Source organism: Streptomyces sp. SID5643 (assembly GCF_009872555.1).
Classification (GTDB): Bacteria; Actinomycetota; Actinomycetes; order Streptomycetales; family Streptomycetaceae; genus Streptomyces; species Streptomyces iakyrus.
In genome coordinates this window covers 1-19,475 of the sequence record NZ_WWIC01000299.1, presented here as the reverse complement: position 1 = coordinate 19,475, position 19,475 = coordinate 1, and the positions used below count along the sequence as shown (strand labels likewise).

Genomic DNA, 19,475 nt, shown 5'->3' with positions numbered 1-19,475 from the left:
GTACGGCGGGCACAGGCGGGCCGGGCGGGCCGCGAGCTCCCGCAGCCGGGGCAGGTCGCACGGCTCCGGGGCGGCCAGCACCACCCGCCCGATCAGCCGGCCGGGAGCGGCCGGGTTGCGCGCCCAGTCGTCGGCGTCGTACTCCGCGAGGTGCGCCCGCGTGAGCTCCCACCACGCCCGCCGGTACGCGGCGTCACGCAACCCCAGTTCGCGCACGTACATCCGCAGGTCGTGGTCGAGGAACTTGGCGCGCACGGCCCGCGCGAGTTCCTTCTGCCCGGCGCCCAGCAGCACCTCGTACGCCTGTCGGCACGCCTCCGTACGGGCCCTCCAGTTCTCGACGCCGGACCGGTCCAGGGAGATCGACAGCCGCCCGGCCGACCGGCGCACGTGCCAGACGTACACCCGGTCCGGGACCAGGGCGATCCGAGGAGCCGCGGCCAGGACGCGCGCGGTGAAGACGACGTCCTCGTACGGGAAGCGGCCCTCGGGGAAGCGGATGCCGTGCGCCCGCAGGAAGCCCGTGCGGTAGAGCTTGTTGACGCAGAGCGTGTCGTGGACCAGGCGCGGCCGCCGGGCCGGGTGCGGCACCACGGCGTGCAGTGCGTAGAGGCGCGCCTGCCAGGGGACTTCGCGACCCGACGGCAGCTCACGGCGTACGCACAGACCGCCCGCGACCTCGGCGTGCGCACCCTCGGCCGCTTCGAGCAGCGCGGCGGCGGCGCCGGGCGGCAGGACGTCGTCGCTGTCCAGGAACATCACGTAGGGCGAGGTCACCGCGTCGAGCCCGGTGTTGCGCGGGGTGCCGCAGCCGCCGCTGTTGGCCCGGCGGCGGATCACCTTCAGGCGCGGCTCCGAGGCGGCGAGCCGGTCCAGCAGGCCGGCGCTGCCGTCCGTCGAGCAGTCGTCGACGGCCACCACCTCGCGCACGGCCGGTCCCTGGGCGAGCGCCGACCGCACGGCGTCCGTCACATGGGCGGCGTCGTCGTAACCGATCACCACGACGGCGACCGCGGCAGGCGGCGTCCGGGTGTCCGTCTCGGTCTCACTCTCGGCATTCATCACGGCGGATGGTAAGCCGGGCGAATGACATGAAAGTGATAACACACCATCAAAGCCTGGCGAACCTCCTTATTCAGCACAGAATCGGGCCGTGGAGAGCGGACAGTCGAGGGGGAGCGGCCGGTCCGGCGCGGGGCCGGTGCCCGTGGCGGTGCCCATGGCGGTGATGCTCGCGACCGGGCTGTGGGGCCTGGACCGGGGCGGCATGTGGGGCGACGAGAGCGTCACCTTCCAGGTCGCGCAGCGCACGGTCCCGCAGATCTGGCGGCTGCTGCACGACGTGGACGCCGTCCACGGCCTCTACTACCTGTTCATGCACGCCGTCCTCACCGTCCACCCCGGCGAGGTCGTGCTGCGCCTGCCGTCGGTGTGCGCGGCGACGGCGACCGCCGGTCTGGTCGCCGCCCTCGGCGTCCGGCTGGCCGGGCCCCGGGTCGGCCTGTGCGCCGGGACGCTGTACGCGATCACGCCGATGGCCGGCCACTACGCCCAGGAGGGCCGGTCGTACGCGCTCGTCGCGGCCGGTGTGGCGGGGGCGACGCTGCTGCTGGTGAGGGCCGTGGACACCGGGGACGCCCGGGCCTGGCGGCCGTACGGGACGGTCGTCGCCCTGACCTGCGTGCTGCACGAGCTGGCGGTACCGGTGCTGGGCGCGCACGCGCTGACGCTGGCCCTGCTGCGGGTGCCGAGGAAGGTGTGGTCCGGCTGGGGGCGTGCGGCGGGGGCGGTGGCGCTGCTCCTGCTGCCCCTGGTGTGGGTGTCGCAGGGGCAGTCCGGGCAGGTGGCGTGGCTGGTGTCACCGGGGTGGGACCGGGTCGGGAGGCTGGCCCGAAACTTCTCTCCCGGCCCGGCGGGGCCGGTGTTCTGGGGCTCGCTGCTGCTGATGGCTGTGGGACTGCGCGAGCGGCGCACGGCCGCGGTCGCGCTTCCGCTGCTGCTCGTGCCGCCGGGGGTCCTGATGACCGTGTCGCAGGTCCGGCCGCTCTACCACGACCGGTACGTGCTCTACGCGCTGGCGGGCGCGTCCCTGCTGGTCGCGGCCGGGGCCGGGCGGGTGGCCGGGGTGCTGGGGCGGGTGCGGTTCGAGGGGCGGCGGATGCGGGTCGGCGGCCGGCGGGTGCGGGCCGTCGTGGGCGTGACCGGCGTCCTCGCGCTCACCGTCACCTTCCTGAGCCAGCTCCCCGTGTACCGCCAGGACCGGTCCGCCGCCCACCGCCCGGACAACCTCGCCGTGGTCTCCGCGCTCGCCGTGAGCCGGATGCGCCCCGGCGACCCGGTGCTGTTCGTGCCGTCGGTCGGCAGGCTCGCCGCGCTGGCCTACCCGAGGGGCTTCCGGCGGGTGCGGGACATCGCGCTGCGGGAGTCCGCGCCCCGCTCCGGGACGCTGTGGGGCCGGGAGGCGACCCCCGGGGAGCTGCGGCGGCGGCTCGCCCCGGTGGACCGCGTCTGGGTCGTCGCCGAGCGGTCCGCCCTGGACCCGCGCCGCAGCCCGCCCGACCCGGTCGAGCGCACCAAGCTCGCCGTCCTGGCCGCGGAGTTCACCGTCCGTGGGGAGTACGTCCACGAGGAACGCGTCCGCGACGACGTGCTCCTGCGCCTCTACGTCCGGCGCCGGCCCGGAGACACCCCGGCCGGTGAGCCGCCCCGCGATCCGGCCGGCGTCCGGTCCCCCGGCGTGTCCGCGGGCGCCCCGGCTGCCGGTTCGCCGCGGCCGGACGCTAACCGGCCGAGTGCCGGCCGCCCGGCGCATCCGTCGGTGCCCCGGCTGTCGCCTGACTCCGGCCGGCGGTGAGTCGCCCCGCGATCGGGCCGGCGTCCGGTCCCCTGGCGTGTCCGCGGGTGCCCCGGCTCGCGCCCCGGTTCTCGGGGTGTCGCCCAGCGCGATCGGCCGGGGCGGCGAGGGACGTCGGCCGGGCGGCACCGCCACCGTTCTCGTGCCGCTGCTCGCGGCGCGCCCCGGCGCCTTCGCCCTCTCCCCGGCCGACGGCGTAGCCGCCCTGTGCGGTTACGGCCGCTCGGCGGCGGACGCGTCGCCCCGCGGGTCCGCGAGCGCGGCCGCCGCGTCCAGCGCCGTGGTGAGGTCGTCGAGGCGGGCGCGCAGGGCGCGGATCTCCTCGGGGCCGAAACCGGTCGAGGACGCGATCCGGCGCGGCACCTGAAGCGCCCGGCCGCGCAGCGCGACGCCCTCCTCGGTCAGCCGCACCTCCACCGACCGCTCGTCGCGGGCGCTGCGCTCCCGGCGCACAAGTCCGGCCGCCTCCAGCCGCTTGAGCAGCGGCGACAGCGTGCCGGAGTCGAGACGCAGGTGCTCGCCGAGCTTCTTGACGGGCAGCTCGTCGTGCTCCCAGAGCACCAGCATCACCAGGTACTGCGGGTAGGTGAGCCCGAGGTCCTTGAGGATCCCGCGGTAGACCCCGTTGAAGGCGCGGGAGGCCGCGTGCAGGGAGAAACAGATCTGCTGGTCCAGGCGGAGCCAGTCGTCGTCGGGCGTGTTCATGCCTCCAGGGTAGCTCGTGCCCACCATTTAATTGCACACAACTCAATTGTGTGCTCTAATTCTGGACGTCAGGCGGTCCGGAAGCGGGCCACCGAACGTTGACGTGAGAGGGAAGGTTTTCCATGGACGCGCTCTACACCGCTGTCGCCACCGCCACCCACGGCCGCGAGGGCCGGGCCGTCAGCTCCGACGGCGTACTCGACCTCGCCCTGGGCATGCCCCAGGCACTGGGCGGCAACGGCCAGGGCACCAACCCCGAGCAGCTCTTCGCCGCCGGTTACGCCGCCTGCTTCGGCAGCGCCCTCGGCCTCGTCGGCCGCGCGGCCAAGGTCGACGTCAGCGACGCCGCCGTGACCGCCGAGGTCTCCATAGGCAAGCAGGGCGAGGGCTTCGGCCTGGCCGTCACCCTCCGCGTGGAGCTGCCCGACAGCGTGGACGAGGCGACCGGCCGCAAGCTGGTCGAGCAGGCCCACCAGGTCTGCCCGTACTCCAACGCCACCCGCGGCAACATCGAGGTCGACCTCGTCATCGAGTAACCGTTCCGCCGCCACCCCCGACCCGCGCCAGCACCTCCCCCGTTCGTCTGCTCCACGCCACCACCACGGCCTCCTCGGGCACCGGGTGCCAGCGCGTCAGCAGCAGCCAGCGCACGTGATAGCGGCGGACGACGGCGGACCGCCCGGCGCGGGTCGAGCCGGGGGCGAGATAGGCGCGGACATCGGCCGCCCGGCGCTTGCGCTCCCGCTCGTCCAGGGCGGGGTCGGGCCAGATGGGCGCGGCGAGGTTCGGCCCGTACCCGGCGATGGCGTGACTGGCGAAGTACCCGTCGGTGATCACCACCTCGCCGCGCCCGATGTGCCGCGCGGCCCAGTCGTAGGACGGCCAGCGCGTCGGCTGCGCGAATCCCACCGGGTCGACCGAGCGCGGCACGACAGCCCCGGCGTGCACGGTGACGAACCCGGCGCAGACCCCGGCCACCGCCGCCCCGCCCAGCACCCGCCGGGCCCGCCGCCAGGGCCGGGGCGCCGCCAGCTCCACCGCCAGCGCGACGTGCAGCGGCACCAGCACGGCCCACAGGGCACGGGCGTACGTGTAGTGCCCGCTCACCCAGCCGTACGCCACCAGCAGGCACTCCAGCAGGAACATCAGCACCAGCGGATCACGAGCCGACCGGCGTGCCCGCAGCCACAGCGCGGGCAGCCCCAGCAGCGCCAGCCAGGAGTTGGCGGGCATCCTCTCGTACAGCTGCCGGTGCATCGCGTCCATGCCGGTGTCGCCCACCAGCGACAGGACGTCGTAGTACGGCCAGGTCAGGGCGACCGTCGCGCAGGCCGCCGCGCAGAGCGCCCAGCGTGCCGCGACCGGCCGGCGCCAGCCGCGCTGCCGGGACGCCACGACCGCCACCGCCCCGGTGAGCGCCGAGGCCGCCGTGACGGGATGGGTGAGCAGGATCAGCGCGTACAGGACGCCGAGCCCGGCGTACCCCCACCAGCCGCCGAGCCCGCTCGGGCCGACGAACCGAACGGCGGGGGCGTCGTCGCGCGCGAGCGTGCCCGTCCAGGCCCACGCCCAGAACGTCAGCCCGATGGCGAGTGCGGACGGGTAGCCCAGGTTCGTCGTCATCGACATCAGCCCGAGGTAGCCGCTCCACAGGATCCGCGCGGTGCCCCACAGCAGCGTCATGAACAGCAGGGCCCACACCGGCGCCCACGGGCGGGCGGTGACACTGCGGACGAACCGGCCGAGCCCCGTCAGCAGCACCAGCAGATGCACCGGCCCGGCCAGCTTCACGACCTCCCAGCCCGACAGCCCGGTCAGCCGCGCCACATACCCCTGGGCGACGGCGTACGGCCCGTAGTACGGGCTGCCCTCGCCCGGCAGGTCCGCCATGGTGTGGGCCGGGTGGAGCAGGTCGGCCTTGAGGCGCTCGACGACCGCCGCGTGCTGTCCGGCGTCACAGCACAGCGGGATCCGCCAGTACGCCAGCGTCATCACCAGCCAGAACAGAGCGCCGTAGAACTGGTACGGGGTGAGCCTCCCGGCACGGCCGCCGCGCAGCGCCGTCGCGCCGCGCACGGCCCGCCGGACCAGGACCGGGGCGCTCACAGGAGGGTGGAAGGGGTCGGGGGCATGCGCCGAATGTTCCCTCCCCCCGCATGCCCTGACCCCGGATCACTTCATCGGGTGAGGCCGCTGCGCCCACCTGCCGGTCGGTCGCACAGCGCCTGCTGTGCCGCCGCCGGCCAGCGCGCGAAGCGGAACTGCGTCCGCTCCACGGCCCCGGTGAGGTTCCGCCAGAACCGCTCGACCGTGAGCGGCGCGCGCACCGACTCCCTCAGCTCGGCGAGATCGCCGCAGCCCAGTGCGGCCCGGGCCGCCTCGACCGCCTCCCGCTGGGCGCCGGCCCGCAGCAGGTCGCGCTGCGGCGGGTGCTTCGCCGCCCACTCGGCGAAGACCCAGTGGTTGCGCAGGAACTTCTCGTGCCCGGGCCAGCTCCACCGCTCCAGCGCCAGATGCGCGCCGATCGGGCTGGCCAGCCCCCAGGCGTCGTTGACGTAGGCGTCCAGCGGCGCCGCCGCCCCCGTCACGCCGAGATGGCGGCCCACGATCACCACCTGGTACGGCGAGTCGGCGCGCATCGGCGTCGCGTGCAGCCGCCGCCCGGCGTCGAAGTAGAGCAGCGTCGGAACGGGCGCCCGCTCGGCCCGGGCCAGCATGGCGCGGCCCTCCGGCAGGGCGGGCCAGTTGTCCACCCAGGTGGCGGTGCGCACCGGGTTGTGGTCGCCGAGGCCCTCCACGTCGGAGCTGCGCACGTTGAACGACCCGGGCGTGCTGCGCACGTCGAACGGCGCCCGCAGCGGACTGACCGCCGCGCCCAGCCACACCACCAGCAGCACGCCCGCCACGCCGGTGACCCTGGTCGCGGGCACGACCAGCACCGGCAGAAGCAGCAGCAGAAGGGCGGGCAGGATCATGCGGGCGTGCATGTAGTCACCGCCGACGCGGACGACGTACCCGGCGAGCAGCGCACCCGCCGCGAACGGCGCCAGCAGCACCGCGAGCGGGGCCCGCCCCGGCACGCGCTCCCGCTGCTCCCGGCGGGTGCGCCGCACCAGCAGGACGGCCAGCGCCCCGAGCACCGGGACCACCGGCCACAGCCAGTACGGCCCGAGCGTCTCCTGCACGTACCCGGCGCCCCGGCTCCAGTCGCTGGCGCTCGCCTCCTTGGCGATGGCGGGCAGCGGCACCAGGACCCCGTAGTACCCCGCCCGGAACACCTCGTAGGCCAGCGGCACCGCTCCCGCCGAGGCGAGCATCGCCGCCGTGCCCCGCCGGGCGGGACGCAGCACCCACCACTGCGCGGCCAGGAAGCAGGCCGTGACCACCGCCAGGTCGGGCCGGACCAGCACACCCAGTCCGAACACGAAGGCGGCCGCGTACGTCGGCCGGGCCTCCTGCCCGCGCCGGGTCCGCGTCAGCAGCCACCACGACAGGCCGGTCCAGAACGTGCCCAGACCGCTCTCCAGACCCGACGTCATGTACGACCAGAACGGCGGCACGGCCAGCAGCACGAACACACCGGCCGGGAGCAGCAGCCCCGCGCCCCGGTGCAGCCGGCACGTGGCGAGCAGCGCGAACGCGAACCCCGCCGTGCTCAGCAGCAGGCCCAGTCCGACCGCGAGGAACGCCGGGTCCTCGCCGGTCACCCAGGTGGCGAGGGCGAGCAGCCACTGCCAGAGGGTGCCGGTCGAACTCTCAGCCCGTTCACCGATGTTGAACACGGGCCCGTTGCCCGCCAGGATCTGCCGGACCGGGCGCAGGTAGATGAGCCCGTCGTCGCAGATCCAGCGGCGCCGGTAGCCCAGCACGAACAGGGCCGCGGTGGGCACGGCGACCAGGGCGGCATGCCATCCGTGCACCGGGCGCAGCCCCTCGGCGGCGGCGGGCGGCCGGGCCGAGGAGGCCCGCTGGCCGGGCAGGGAGGGGACGGCCTCGGGAGTCGCGGGGGTTCTCATCTCTCGATCAGCGCCTCGGGTCGAGTGCGGGCGCCCTCGGTCCGGCGGGCCGCGGGCAGCAGCGCCCCGCCCCGCTCGCCCAGCATCAGCAGCCGGACGACCCGCTCGGCGGCCCGGCCGTCCTCGAACTCGCAGTACCGCTCCCGGAAGCCGGAGCGCAGCCGTGCCGCCTCCGCGTCCTGCCAGGTGCCGGACGCGAACAGCCAGGCCAGCTCCCGGTACGAGCGCGACACATGGCCCGGCGCGTCGGCCGTGATGTCGAAGTACGCCCCCCGGCTCGCGGCGAACGCCCCCCAGTCGTCGGCGTGGACGACGATCGGCCGGTCGAGCAGGGCGTAGTCGAACATCAGGGCGGAGTAGTCGGTGACCAGCACGTCGGAGGCGAGCATCACGTCCTCGACGTGCGGCTCGTCGGTGACGTCCACCAGTACGCCCCGCCGGTGCAGGTCGGACAGGCCAAGTCCCCGCGCCACCCCCGCGGCGAGTGACGGGTGCAGCCGGACGAGCAGCGTGTGCCCGGGACCCAGGTCCGCGGCGAACCGGGCCAGGTCGAACCGGTCGACATGGCCGCCCCGCCGGTAGTCACGGCGGGTCGGCGCGTACAGCACGACCGTGTGGCCGGCCGGGACGCCGAGCCGCTCGCGCACCGCCCGGCCCCGCTCGGGCCCGGCCCCGACCAGCACGTCGTTGCGCGGACTGCCGGTCCGCAGCGACGTGAAGTGGCACGGGTACGCCCGCTCCCAGGCCCGCTCCGCGTACCGCCCCGCGACCAGGCTGTAGTCCCAGCGGTCGGCGCGGCGCAGCATCTGCGGCACGTCGAAACCGTGCCGGGCGCCCGGCTTGGTCAGCAGGTCGGCACCCATGTACTTGAGCGGCGTGCCCTGGTGGGTGTGGATGTGCACGCTGCCGGGCCGCTTGGCCAGGGTGCCGGGCCAGTTGACGTTGTTCACCCAGTACGTGGCCCGCGCCATGACCTCGTGGTAACGCCGGGAGCCCGGCGTCACATGGTCGATGCCGGGCGGCAGCGCGTCCACCGCGTCCTCCCGGACCACCCACACGCCCCGGATGTGCGGGGCGAGCTCGCGGGCCTTGTCGTAAAGGGCGGCCGGGTCACCGCTCACACCCCGGTGGTGGGTCGCCGAGTAGACGGCGAGATGCGGGTCCAGCGGGCGTTTCGACTGGGCCGTGTACCAGCCGCGCAGGGCGTTTCCCGACGCCTTCCCCACCACTCGCCGCTGCCCGCCCAGGGCGGCCGCGCGCAGGTTCCGCAGCCCGCGGGCGGCCGCGTACGTCGCGTAGGGCGCCGAGGCGAGCAGCCGCGTCTCGGCCCCGCGCCAGCCGTCCGGCAGCGGGAAGCCGCCCTCGGGGAGGTGACGGCGGTGGAAGGAGCGGATCTCGCGGTAGAAGTCACCCCGGTCCGCGGGCCGTACCCGGTCCTCACGGGCCAGCACGAACAGCATGTGGTCCAGCGCGCGCTCCAGCAGCAGCGGCCGCGCCCAGTCCAGGTCGGGGCGCTGCTCCAGGAACGCGAACAGGCCCTCGTACTGCGGGAAGATCTCGAAGTGCCGGCGCCCGGGCGTCTTGGTGATCGCGCCCTGCCTGCGCTGCCGGTACTCCACGCCGATCCGGTCCAGGCAGGCGATGCGCCCGGCCAGCACCATCGACCGGTAGGTGACCGGCGCGTCCTCGTACAGCCCCGGTGCGTACTCCAGACCGTGCTCCTGGAAGAAGGAGCGCCGGTAGGCCTTGTTCCAGGCGACGAGGAACAGGTTCAGGTACTGCGGGCTCTCCCGGATGCCGAACGTCTCCAGGCCCGCCGCGGCCAGCAGGTCCGCCGCCTCGCTGCGTCCGCCGCGGCCCCACCAGTAGGTGCGCACATGGTCGAAGACCAGGATGTCGGGGTCGTCGGTCGCGGCCAGCCGTGCGGCGACGGCGGCCAGAAGGCCCGGTGTGTAGTGGTCGTCGCTGTCCAGGAACAGGACGTAGTCGCCGGCGGCCTGTGCGAGGCCGGCGTTGCGGGCCCGGCCCAGGCCCACGTTCTCGGGCAGGTGCAGCACCCGCAACCGGGCGTCGCGGGCGGCGTACTCGTCGAGGATGGCGCCGCTGCCGTCGGGCGAGCGGTCGTCCACGGCGATCACCTCGAAGTCGCCGTAGGACTGGCCGAGCACCGAGTCGAGACACTCGCGCAGGAAGCCCTGCACCTTGTAGACGGGGACGATGATGCTGAAGCGGGGCACTTCTTAGGTCAGCTCCTCACGAGGGTGGCGGCGGGGGCCGGGACGCGCTCCGCGAGCGGGATCACGGACGGGATCGACTCGGGCGGCTCGCCCAGCAGCACCCGGCGCACCACGCGTTCCGCGGCCTGCCCGTCGTCGAACTGGCAGAAGCGCTCCCGGAAGGCGGCCCGCAGGGACGTGGCGGTCTCGTCCGCCCAGGAGCCGTCGCGGAAGACGGCCGCCAGCTCTGCGGGAGTCCGGGCGACCCGGCCCGGCGGGAGCTCCATCAGGTCGAAGTAGACGCCCCGCGTCTCCCGGTAGACGTCCCAGTCGTCGGCGTACACGACGATCGGCCGGTCCAGGTTGGCGTAGTCGAACATGATCGACGAGTAGTCCGTGATCAGCCCGTCCGCGGCCAGGCACACGTCCTCCGACGAGCGGTGCCCGGTGACGTCGATGATCCGCCCGCCGCCCCTGCTCGTCCCCCGGTCGTAGAAGTAGTGGGCGCGCAGCAGCACCACGTAGTCGTCGCCGATCGCCTCGCAGAACTCCGCCAGGTCCAGGCCCGTCTCGAAGCCGGTGGCGTAGTCGCGGTGCGTGGGCGCGTAGAGCAGGGCCTTCTTGCCGTCGGGGACGCCCAGTTCCTTGCGTACGCGGGCGACGTCCTCGGCGGACGCCGTGCAGTAGACGTCGTTGCGCGGATAGCCGTACTCGAGGGTCTCGTGCGTGCTCGGGAAGGCCCGTTCCCACATCTCGGTGGAGTGCCGGTTGGAGGTGAGGTTGTAGTCCCAGCGGTCCACCCGGGCCAGCAGCCTGGCGAAACTGCCGGTCGCCGCGGCCACCACGGGGTACGTCGCCTGGTCGGCCCCCATCGTCTTCAGCGGGGTGCCGTGCTGGGTCTGGAGGTGGACGCTGCCGGGGCGCTTGACCACGGCGTCCGCGAAGTTGGCGTTGTTGACCAGATACTTCGCGCGGGCCAGCACCTGCCAGTACGTCCGGCTGCCGATCACCGCGTACTCGACGCCCGGCGGCACGCTGCCCACGGCGTCCGGCTCCACCAGGAACACCGCGCGCAGGTGCGGCGCGAGTTCGCGGGCCTTGGCGTGGATCGCGGCCGGGTTGCAGGCGTAGCCGCGGCCCCAGTAGGCGCAGTACACGACGAGGTTCCGGTCCAGCGGCAGGCGCAGGGCCGCCGCATAGCGCAGCCGGGTGCGCAGGCCCCGCGGGCGGGGGAGCAGCGCGGCGGCCCGCGACGCCGTCCGGTGGGCGGCGCGCAGGGAGCGGAACGCCGCATACGACCCCGAGGCCAGCAGCCGGTGCTGGACGCCGAGACTGCCACCGGGGGCCCGGTAGCCGTCCGGGCGGTGCCGCCGGTACAGCGTGCTCGCCCGCCGGAAGAAGGCCCGTCGCCCGGACGTCAGCCGCCGGGGGTGGGCGGCCGTCTTCAGTACGGCGGCGAAGAGCTGCTCGAACAGCGGCTTCAGCCGGTCCGCCGGCAGGCCCTGTTCCGCGGCCCGCGTCAGCACCAGCTCGGCCTGGTCCAGCAGCTCGGTGTGGTGTTCGCCGGGCAGACCCAGCCGGTTGCCCTGCCGGCGCAGCAGGTGCCGGACGACGACCGTGCGCAGGACCGCCACCCGCTCCACCCGCAGGGCGACCAGACCGCCGAAGCCGACATCGGTGAAGTGGTCCCCGGGGAAGGCGAGGTTCTGCTCGGTGAGGAAGGCCCGGCGGTAGACCGCGCTCCACGCCGGGAGCGTCACGCCCGTGAGCAGGGGAGCGCGGTCGGGGGTGAAGGCCCCGTCCGGCGTCCTGGCCAGCAGGGGGGCGGCCGGGTTGGTCGGCTCGCCCTCCCACCAGGGCGCGCGCTCGTGCTCGAAGTACAGGACGTCCACGTCGCCGGTCCCGTCCAGCCGGGCGTCCAGGGCCGCCAGCGCCCCCGGAACCAGGACGTCGTCGCCGTCGAGGAACAGCACATGGCCGCCGACCGCCGCCCGCAGCCCGGTGTTGCGCGCCCCGGCCAGTCCGTCGGACGGCGGCGAGTGCACCGGCGTCACCCGGGAGTCCCGCTCGGCGTAGCCGGTGACGACGTCCGCCGCCGGCGCGTCGGGTGCGTCGCACACCGGGATCAGCTCGAAGTCGCCGAACGACTGGGCGAGGACGGAGTCCAGCGCCTGGGACAGCCGGCCTGCGACCCCATGGGACGGGACGACGATGCTGAAGCGGGGCATTCTGCTCTTTCTGTCAGTTGACGGGTCTGCTGTGGACGGGCCGTCTCACCCGGAGCGCGGGCGTCCCGGCCGCCCGGACGGGCGCCAGGAGGACGGCCGGCTGGGTGTCGGCCGGGACGGGCTGGAGGGCATGCGGACTCCCCGGAGTGAGAACCGTGGTCAGAGGCTGTCGGCGACGGCGTGCGGACCGGCCGGCAACGGCACCGTGGTGAGCGGTTCACGCGTCAGCGAGGCCGCCGCCGAGGGCACCGGGCGGCGCTCGCCGAGCGGCACGACCGGCGGCAGCTCCGACTCGCCGAGGACGATCCGGCGCACCACCCGCTCGGCGGCCCGGCCGTCGTCGTAGGTGCAGAACCGCTCGCGGAACGCCGCCCGCAGCTGGGCCGAGCGGGAGCCCCGCCAGTGGCCCGTGGCGAAGATGTCGATCAGCTCGTCCTCCCCGCGAGCGACCGCGCCCGGCGGAAAGTCGCGCAGGTCGAAATAGGTGCCGCGGGCCGCGTCGTACGCCTCCCAGTCGTCGGCGTGGACCACGATCGGCCGGTCCAGGTTGGCGTAGTCGAACATCAGGGACGAGTAGTCCGTGACCAGGGCGTCCGACGCCAGGCAGAGCGACTCGACGCTCGGGTGCCCGGAGACGTCGACGACCCGGCCGCAGGTGCTGGTCAGCGGGGCGTCGTAAGCGTGGTGGGCGCGGGCCAGGACGATGAAGCGCGGGCCGAGGCGGCGCACGATCCGCTGGAGGTCGAGGGTGTGGCGCTGGGAGCGGCGGTAGTCGCGGTGGGTCGGCGCGTACAGGATCGCCACCGAGCCCCGGGGGATGCCCAGCGAGGCGCGCAGCCGGGCCACGTCCGCCGGGGTCGCCGTCCGGAACACGTCGTTGCGGGGGTAGCCGTACTCCAGGGTGGTGTAGCGGCCGGGGTGGACCCGCTCGTTCGTCAGCGTGGTGTGGCGGTTGGCGGACAGCACGTAGTCCCAGCGGTCGACGTCCTTCAGCAGCCGCGTGAAGTCCTGGCCGCGGGCCGCCGCCGGACGCTCCTGGAGGTCGAGGCCGAGGTGGCCGAGCGGGGTGCCGTGCCCGGTCTGGATCAGGACCTGGCCCCGGCGCTTGGCCAGCCGGTCGTCGAAGCCGGTGTTGCTGACCAGGTAGCGGGAGCGGGCGAGGGCCGTCCAGTAGGCGGCCGTCCCCGGGACGAGGCGGCGCGGGCCGGGCGGGATGGTGTGGTGGTGCTCGCGGCGGGCGATCCACGCCGTGCGGATGTGCGGCGCCAGCTCGCGGAACGCGGCCTCCAGCGCACCCGGGTTGCAGCCGTGGCCGCGGCCGTCGTAGGCGGCGAAGACGGCGCGGTCGGCGCGCAGCGGCAGACAGCGCTGCACGCGGTAGTGGGTGCGCAGGACCGCCGACCGCAGGCCCCGCAGCAGCGTTCCGGTGGTCCTGGCGGCGGCGCGGTGCAGGGCGGAGGCCAGCTGGAGGGTGCGGTAGGTGCGGTGCAGGCCGAAGCGGATCAGGGCGTGGTGGACGCGGCACCGCAGGGGGACGGGTACGCCGGGGGTGCGGTAGCGGCGGTAGTGGGCGCGGGCCCGGCGCAGGAAGTCGGCGCGCGACCCCCGGGGCAGCCGGTCCCGCCGGGAGTACACGATCGCCAGGTGGTGCACCATGCGGCGGAACAGCACCGGCCGCCACTGGACCAGCCCGGGGCGCTCGTCGAGGAACGCGAAGACCCGGTCGTACTGCTCGAAGACGTCGAAGTGCCGCTCGCTGGTGGTGCGCAGGATGCTGCCCTGGCGCCGCTGCCGGTAGTGCACGCAGACCCGGTCGAGGGTCGCGATCGACTCGGCGGTCATCAGCACCGGGTACGTCCACGGAGTGTCCTCGTAGACGCCGGGCGGGAAGAGGAAGCCCTCGCGCTCGACGAACTCCCGCCGGTAGGCCTTGTTCCAGGCGACCATCAGCAGCCGCAGCAGCCCCGGCCGGTCCTCCAGCCGGAACGGCGCCGGACCCTGCTCGGTGAGCTGCAGGGCCGCCTGGTTGCGGATCGCCTCCCCCGTCCAGTAGGTGCGCGCGTAGTCGAAGACCAGCACGTCCGGCTCGCCGGTCTCCTTCAGCCGGTCGGCGACCGACCTCAGCGCGTCGGGCGTGAGGGTGTCGTCGCCGTCGAGGAAGAGCAGGTAGTCGCCGCTCGCGCGTGCCACCCCGGCGTTTCTCGCCCGGCCCAGGCCCACGTTCTGAGGCAGGTGGACGGGGCGTACGCGCGTGTCGCGGGCGGCGAACTCGTCGATGATCGCGCCGCACGCGTCCGGCGAGCAGTCGTCGACGACGATCAGTTCCAGATCGGGACAGGACTGGGAGAGCACCGATTCGAGGCACTCGTGCAGGTACGCCTGAACCTGGTACGCGGGGACAATGACACTGAACCTGGGCAAGAGGCCATCCATCGGTCGGCGCGGGCGTTCGGCCCGGGAACGGCCGATGGGCCGACTTGGTTACGGTGGCTACGGCATCCGGGGGAACGCGGAAGGGGCGGGCCACCCCTGGCCCGCCCCTCCAACTGCGCTGCTGCGAGGGCTACTTGACCGCGCCCGCCATGACGCCGGACACGAACTGCCGCTGGAACGCGAAGAAGACGGCCAGCGGGACCACCATCGAGATGAACGCGCCGGGTGCCAGCACGTCGATGTTGTTGCCGAACTGCCGTACCTGGGTCTGGAGCGCGACCGTGATCGGCTGGCTCCCGGAGTCCGAGAAGATCAGCGCGACCAGCAGGTCGTTCCACACCCACAGGAACTGGAAGATGCCGAGCGCCGCGATCGCCGGGGCGCCGAGCGGCATCACGACACGGAAGAACAGGCGCAGTTCACCCGCCCCGTCCAGGCGAGCCGCCTCCAGCAGCTCTCGCGGGATCTCCGCGAAGAAGTTCCGCAGCAGGAACACGGCGAAGGGCAGGCCGAAGCCGACGTGGAAGAGCACCACGCCGATCACCGAGCCGAAGATGCCGATGTTGCCGAAGAGTTCGGCGATCGGGATCAGTGCCACCTGCACCGGCACGACCAGCAGGCCGACCACGCCCAGGAACCACCAGTCCCGGCCGGGGAACTCCATCCACGCGAAGGCGTAGCCCGCGAGCGAGCCGATGATCACGACCAGCAGGGTCGCCGGCACCGTGATCCACACCGTGTTCAGCAGGGAGCCGGTGATGTCCTCGTTCTCCAGCAGCTTCGCGTAGCTGTCGAAGGTGATCTGCGAGGGCTCGGTGAACACCTTCCACCAGCCGCTGGCGGCGATGTCCTCCGGCGCACGGAGACTGGACAGCAGCAGCCCGATCGTGGGCACCAGCCAGAACAGCCCGACGACGAGGAACACCCGCAGGACCCCGCCGCTGACCGCCTCGGCGAGCCGCGAACCCAGCGACTGCTTGGCCTTCATCGCCGCACCTCCCGCCGCAGCCTGCGTACGTTGAACCACATCACCGGGATCACGAGCAGCAGCAGGAACACCGAGATGGCGCTGGCGATGCCCGGCTGGTCCTCGGAGAAGCCCTTGCGGTACAGCTCCAGGGCGAGGACGTTCGCGTCGTCCTGGGAGGAGCCGGGGGCGATGATGAAGACCAGGTCGAAGATCTTCAGCACGTTGATCATCAGGGTGACGGTGACGACCGCCAGGACCGGCGCCAGCAGCGGCACCGTGACGCGTCTGAACACCTGCCACTCACTCGCGCCGTCGACCCGGGCCGCCTCCAGCAGTTCCCGGGGCACGCTCGCGAGCCCGGCCGCGATCAGCACCATCGCGAAGCCCGCCCACATCCAGATGTACGAGCCGATGATGGCCGGGGTGACCAGGGACGGGCCGAGCCAGTCCAGGCCGTTGTAGGGCTCCTTGAAGTTGGACGCCGGGAGCCGGAGCTGGGCCCCGTCGGCCGAGGCCGGAAGCGTGAAGGTGCCGTCGTCGGCGGCCGTCGCCGACGCCACCACCCTGCCGTCCTTCACGGCCTCGATCTTCATCCCGGCATAGCCCAGTTCGGAGGAGTCGACGCTGTTGAGCGTGCCGACGCCCTTGCCGCGCGTGAAGTCCTGCCAGGTCGTGCCCGTGACCTTGTCCGGCTCGGGCTCCGGCGCGACAGCTGTCTTCGCGCCGTCGGGCATCAGGTCGGGCGCCACACCCACCAAGGGCAGCGAGACCGCCTCGCCCGTGCGGACGGGCGACGTGGTGATGAACGCGCCGCCGCCGGCCGGTTCCAGCGGCGACTCCCTGCCCGGGTGGGCCTTCGGGAACGCCGACGCCTGGGAGAACGTGTCGTGCACGCCCACCCACACCGCGTTCGCGACGCCCTTGTCCGGGTCCTGGTCGTACACCAGGCGGAAGATGATGCCCGCCGCCAGCATCGAGATCGCCATCGGCATGAAGACGACCAGCTTGAACGCCGTACCCCAGCGCACCCGTTCGGTCAGCACCGCGAAGATCAGGCCGAGCGCGGTCGCGACCGTCGGCGCGAACACCACCCAGATGATGTTGTTCTTCAGCGCGGTGCGGATGCCCTCGTCGGTGAAGAGGGCCTTGTAGTTGTCTATTCCGGCGAAGCCGTCACCGGACTGGTCGTAGAAGCTGCGTACGACCGAGTACCCGATCGGGTACACCACGAGCGCGCCGAGCAGGACGAGCGCGGGCAGCAGGAACAGCGCCGCGACGGTCCTGCGGGTGCCGGTCACACTCTTGCGCGACTTGGGAGCGGCAGGGGGCTTGGCGCCCCCTGCCGCCGGAACCGGCGTCATGACGTCAGTTCCCGTAGGCCGCTGCCGCTTCGGCCTCCAGCTTCGCCTGCGTCCCCGCGATGTCCTTCGGGTTCTTCAGGAAGTCCTGGAGGATCTTCCACTCGCCCTTGCCGGGCGTACCGCCGAAGGCCTGCGGGGCCTGGTCGGACATGTCGAAGCGGAAGTCGTCACCGGCGTCGATGAGCGCCTTGGCGATCTTCTGCTGCACCGCGTTCGGATAGTCGGAGTTCGGCACGTTCTTGTTGGGCGAGAGGTAGCCGCCCAGCTTGGCCTGGATCGACGCCGCGTCCGGGGAGGCGAGCCAGGTGGCCAGGGCCTGCGACCCCTTCGAGTCCTCCAGGATCACGGCCGCGTCGCCGCCCGAGACCACCGGTCCGTTGTCACCGACCGCCGGGAACGGGAACACCTTCGCGTCCGTGCCGATCTTCATACTGGAGGGGATGTTGACCTGCGCGAAGTCACCCGCGGCCACCATGGCGGCCTTGGGCTGGTCCCCGCCGGTGAACACCTGGTTGACGGACGCCGGGAAGTCGGTCTGCAACGCCCCGTTCGCCCCGCCCGCGATCCAGTCCGGCTTGCCCCAGACCTGCGCGAGCGTGGTCAGCGCGTCCTTCACGGACGGATCCGTCCACTTGATCTCGTGCTTGGCCAGCTGGTCGTACTTCTCCGGGCCGGCCTGGGAGAGGTACACGTTCTCGAACCAGTCGGTCAGCGTCCAGCCCTCGGCGCCGCCGACGGAGAACGGGGTGACGCCGGAGTCGAAGACCGTCTGCGCGGTGTTGAGCAGATCCGGCCAGGTCTCGGGCTCACTCGCCCCGGCGTTCTCGAAGACCTGGTTGTTGTACCAGATCAGGGACTTGTTGGCGGCCTTGTAGTAGACGCCGTACTGCTTGCCGCCGACCTTGCCGATGTCCTGCCAGCCCTGCGAGTAGTTCTCGCCGAGCTCCTTGGCGGCCTCGGAACCCAGCGGCTTGGCCCAGCCCTTGTCGACGGCCTGCTTGATGGCGCCGGGCTGCGGCAGCATCACGACGTCCGGCGGCTGCCCGCCGGCCACCTTGGAACCGATGAAGTTGATGATCGGGTCCTGCGCGGGCACGAACGTGACCTTGGCACCCGTGCGCTTCTCGAACTCCTGAAGGACCTTCTTGAAGTTGGCCTGTTCGGTGCCGCTCCACACGGCGGCGACCTCAAGGCTCGTCCCGTCCAGCTTCGGAAGGGTGACGTTGTTGGTGGTTTCGTCGGTGTCGCCCGTGCTCCCACCGCTGCCGTCGTCGCTGCTTCCGCAGGCGGACAGCGAGAGCGCGAGGGCTCCCGCGGCGACGGCGGCCGCTGTCCTGGCGGCTCTGCGGTGCTGGGGGGTCGCCGTGTCCCGCTTGGGCGACCAGCGTGTCCGGATGGTGCTGCTCGTCATGCGCATGACTGCCCCGTTCTTCGTTCCTCGTCGAACGTCGAGCGCGCTCCCGTGCGATCTGGTCTACGCCCGGGTGTGCGGGGGCGGCAAGATGGCGTCGGCTGTCAAGCGGGGGATCGTGACTCCCTCGTGACCAGGGCCGCGGCCCGTGACACCGGGTGGGGCCGGCAGCAGTCTCCGGCTACAGCAGCGACGGCACCTTCGCCGCCGCGACCTCCCGCGCCGCCCTTTCCAGCGCGCTGGCCAACAGTGCCAGGTCGGTCGGGCCGTTTCCGAGTTCCCGCACCGGACGCCGGGCCGGAGGGTCACCCATGCGGTGCCATTCCAGGGGTACGACCGTGGGGCGCAGCGTCGCCGTCCGGGGGATCCGGCCGGTGACCCGGCCGCCCTGGAACGGGGTGACCCGCCCGTCCGGGCCGACCAGCCTCCCCCGGCCGGGCGCGGGTTCGTCCGGGCCCGGGGCGGGCGCGTCGAGCGTGACGCGCAGGGTGGCCCGGCGCGCGGGTTCCGTCTCCGCCGTACGGGGGCACGGGCCGGTGGCCGCCACCAGATGGACGCCGAGCCGCTCGCCCTCCTTGGCCACGGCCTCCAGAGCCCGCATCACCGATCCGGCGGCGGGCCGTCCGGTCGAGCCGAGCGCCGGGGAGACCAGCGCGTCCAGGTCGTCGACGACCACGACGAGCCGGGGGAGCGGGGGCGCGGCCGCCTCCGTCTGCCGCCGGGCCGCTCCGGGCCGCAGCCGAATGGTGGAACTGGTCGGCGAGTCGAGGTCGCCGGAGCCTGCCGCCGCGGCTCCCTCGGCCTGGGCACCGCCCCGGCCCGCAGCCGTGCGCTGGGCGACCATGCGGCCCGACAGCTCGCGCCCGGTGTGCCACTCGGCGAAGTCGGACCGACCGAGCAGCTCGGCACGCCGCTTCAGCTCGGCGCTCAGGGACTGCGCGAACTCCCGCATCCGGACCGGGTCGTGGGCCATCAGCAGCGTGGTGACGTGCGGTACGTCCGTACACACCCGCAGGCCCTCGCCATGCCCGCCGCCCGCGCCCGGGCCACCCCGGCCGTCGACCAGCACGATGCCGAGGCGGTCCGGCCGCTCGGCGGCGGCCAGCGACGCTACGACCGCCCGCAGCAGCTCCGTACGGCCGCTGCCCGGCGGGCCCTCGATCAGCAGATGCGGCCCCTGGACCGCGAGGTCCGCGCAGACCGACCCGCGCGGCCCGGCGCCCAGCACCGCGCGCGCCCGTCCGCCCAGCGCGTCGGCGTCGTCGGCCGCGTCCGCCCAGC

The 19,475-nt window shown here is 73.5% G+C and carries 13 protein-coding genes; 2 read left to right on the top strand and 11 right to left on the bottom strand.

Going from position 1 to position 19,475, the window contains the following annotated elements; translation table 11 throughout:
• The coding region (locus tag GTY56_RS32925) for a glycosyltransferase family 2 protein (protein ID WP_161368939.1) at positions 1 to 1,062 on the bottom strand (1,062 nt) is incomplete at its 3' end.
• Between the two features lie 157 nt (positions 1,063 to 1,219).
• Here GTY56_RS32925 and GTY56_RS32920 point away from each other — a divergent pair.
• The gene (locus tag GTY56_RS32920; protein ID WP_161368941.1) at positions 1,220 to 2,854 is read left to right on the top strand and encodes a glycosyltransferase family 39 protein; all 1,635 of its coding nucleotides are present in this window, start codon (positions 1,220 to 1,222) and stop codon (positions 2,852 to 2,854) included.
• Positions 2,855 to 3,067: 213 nt separating this feature from the next.
• Here the strand turns inward: GTY56_RS32920 and GTY56_RS32915 are convergent, their stop codons facing one another.
• Positions 3,068 to 3,586 carry a MarR family winged helix-turn-helix transcriptional regulator gene (locus tag GTY56_RS32915; protein ID WP_524540168.1) on the bottom strand — a complete coding sequence of 173 codons (519 nt, stop codon included), beginning with the start codon at positions 3,584 to 3,586 and terminating at the stop codon, positions 3,068 to 3,070.
• A 95-nt stretch (positions 3,587 to 3,681) separates the two neighbouring features.
• Between GTY56_RS32915 and GTY56_RS32910 the strand changes: the two genes are divergently transcribed.
• Positions 3,682 to 4,095 (top strand): organic hydroperoxide resistance protein, encoded by a 414-nt coding sequence (locus GTY56_RS32910; RefSeq protein WP_161368937.1) that lies wholly within the window; start codon positions 3,682 to 3,684, stop codon positions 4,093 to 4,095.
• On the opposite strand, the gene GTY56_RS32905 is transcribed toward GTY56_RS32910, so the two are convergent.
• From GTY56_RS32905 to GTY56_RS32865, 9 genes are all read right to left on the bottom strand, one after another.
• On the bottom strand, positions 4,085 to 5,665 hold the full coding sequence (locus GTY56_RS32905; RefSeq protein ID WP_161368936.1) for a hypothetical protein: 1,581 nt from the start codon (positions 5,663 to 5,665) through the stop codon (positions 4,085 to 4,087). The genes GTY56_RS32910 and GTY56_RS32905 overlap by 11 nt on opposite strands.
• Before the next feature lie 71 nt (positions 5,666 to 5,736).
• Entirely contained in the window at positions 5,737 to 7,575 is a 1,839-nt protein-coding gene (locus tag GTY56_RS32900; protein WP_161368935.1) for an arabinofuranosyltransferase AftB family protein, read from the bottom strand.
• Positions 7,572 to 9,812 (bottom strand): CDP-glycerol glycerophosphotransferase family protein, encoded by a 2,241-nt coding sequence (locus GTY56_RS32895; RefSeq protein WP_161368934.1) that lies wholly within the window; start codon positions 9,810 to 9,812, stop codon positions 7,572 to 7,574. The genes GTY56_RS32900 and GTY56_RS32895 overlap by 4 nt, the downstream gene beginning before the upstream one ends.
• Positions 9,813 to 9,820: 8 nt before the next feature.
• Positions 9,821 to 12,019, bottom strand: coding sequence for a bifunctional glycosyltransferase/CDP-glycerol:glycerophosphate glycerophosphotransferase (locus tag GTY56_RS32890; RefSeq protein WP_161368933.1), 2,199 nt, complete (start codon positions 12,017 to 12,019; stop codon positions 9,821 to 9,823).
• A gap of 159 nt (positions 12,020 to 12,178) precedes the next feature.
• Complete coding sequence (locus GTY56_RS32885; RefSeq protein WP_161368932.1) at positions 12,179 to 14,440, bottom strand: bifunctional glycosyltransferase/CDP-glycerol:glycerophosphate glycerophosphotransferase; 2,262 nt, start codon at positions 14,438 to 14,440, stop codon at positions 12,179 to 12,181.
• Positions 14,441 to 14,582: 142 nt separating this feature from the next.
• Complete coding sequence (locus GTY56_RS32880; RefSeq protein WP_161368931.1) at positions 14,583 to 15,440, bottom strand: carbohydrate ABC transporter permease; 858 nt, start codon at positions 15,438 to 15,440, stop codon at positions 14,583 to 14,585.
• Positions 15,437 to 16,783, bottom strand: a complete 1,347-nt coding sequence (locus GTY56_RS32875) for a carbohydrate ABC transporter permease (protein WP_202511056.1) — start codon at positions 16,781 to 16,783, stop codon at positions 15,437 to 15,439. Before GTY56_RS32875 ends, GTY56_RS32880 begins: the two co-directional genes overlap by 4 nt.
• A 4-nt stretch (positions 16,784 to 16,787) precedes the next feature.
• Complete coding sequence (locus GTY56_RS32870) at positions 16,788 to 18,200, bottom strand: ABC transporter substrate-binding protein (RefSeq protein WP_161368930.1); 1,413 nt, start codon at positions 18,198 to 18,200, stop codon at positions 16,788 to 16,790.
• A gap of 175 nt (positions 18,201 to 18,375) precedes the next feature.
• Positions 18,376 to 19,475 (bottom strand): FtsK/SpoIIIE domain-containing protein (locus GTY56_RS32865; RefSeq protein WP_272923415.1); only part of this gene is annotated, 1,100 nt, incomplete at its 5' end.